The following is a 1,382-nucleotide window of genomic DNA, read 5'->3' on the forward strand; positions in this document are numbered from 1 at the left end:
ATGATTTTTTCGACAGACCGACCCTATGAATATACTAATTAAAAAAAGGTGGGTTAAGTCCCACCTTGATAACTGATTAGGATTTTTGGCTGAAATAGGCCTCTAGCGCCTCATTGATGATTTGATTCATCGGCCGTTTTTCCGTTTCCGAAGCTTCCTTGAGACGGACAAACATATCATCGGGGACGCTGACACGGTTTTGATTTTTACGCACGCGTTTGGGTTTTGATTCAGTGGTAGTAGTTTCGGTCATTTTAGGTGTGTAGGTGGCTGAAAATGCTTGTAAAGCAGGGAAATTGACTCGATGACAGAATTCTCCGAAGGTTTCGTTATTTTGTTGATCCTGTTGGAAGTAAACGAAAATCGGTTCTAAGACCTTTTCTAGATCATCGATCGCCATTTTATCCAAATAGGGGCGCGCTAGTCGAGTTTGATCGGCTGTTCCCCCTAACCAGAGTTGGTAGGAATTGGGAGCGCTACCCACAAATCCTAATTCTGCCATATAGGGACGCGCGCAGCCATTAGGACATCCTGTCATGCGGATGACAAATTCCTCTTTGCTTAATCCTAAGCGATTAAGCAGAGTGCGAATGCGTTCAATCACGCTGGGTAAAATTCTTTCTGACTCAGTAATCGCTAATCCACAGGTGGGCCAAGCGGGACAGGCCATGGCATAACGGGTTAAAGGGTCAATTTCGGCGGGATTGGTGATAATTCCGTGTTCTTTCAGGATCGCCTCGATCGCTTGCTGATCCTGGGGTTCAATTTCGTAGAGAATGATATTATGGTTAGCCGTCAAGCGCATGGGTAACTGAAAACGCTCGATAATCACTTTTAAGGCGGTTTTTAGCTGAAAACTGCCTTCATTTTTGACCCGGCCATTTTCCACAGAAAGACCAAAAAATAATTTTCCGTCTCCCTGTTCATTCCATCCCAAAAAGTCTTGATATTCCCAATCGGGGAGGGGTTGGTAGGGGGCAATTTTTTGGCCGAAATAACTCTCAACAGTGCTGCGGAATTTCTCTACTCCCCATTCTTCGAGGATATATTTCATTCTCGCATGACGACGATCTCCGCGATCGCCGTAATCCCTTTGGGTTGCTACGATCGCTTTTACCAGATCGTACACATCTTCTTTGTCCACATAACCGATCGGATCGGCCATTCTGGGGAAAGTTTCCTCCTTATTGTGGGTCCTTCCCAGTCCACCCCCCGCAAGGATGTTAAAACCCTGTAATTGACCGTTTGCGTCGGTAATCACCACCAAACCGAGGTCATTGGTGTAGATATCGATGGAGTTGTCTCCCGGCACGGTGACACCGATCTTGAACTTACGGGGCATATAATGTTGACCGTAGATCGGTTCGATGGGATCGTTTTTG

At 46.0% G+C, this 1,382-nt stretch carries 1 protein-coding gene; it reads right to left on the reverse strand.

Features of this window, described 5'->3' with window-relative positions:
- Positions 1-76: 76 nt before the first annotated feature.
- Positions 77-1,382: NADPH-dependent assimilatory sulfite reductase hemoprotein subunit (locus PX484_RS12320; protein WP_288104056.1), on the reverse strand; the 1,306-nt coding region annotated here is incomplete at its 5' end.

The organism is Microcystis sp. M49636_WE2 (assembly GCF_030065375.1).
GTDB lineage: Bacteria > Cyanobacteriota > Cyanobacteriia > Cyanobacteriales > Microcystaceae > Microcystis > Microcystis aeruginosa_C.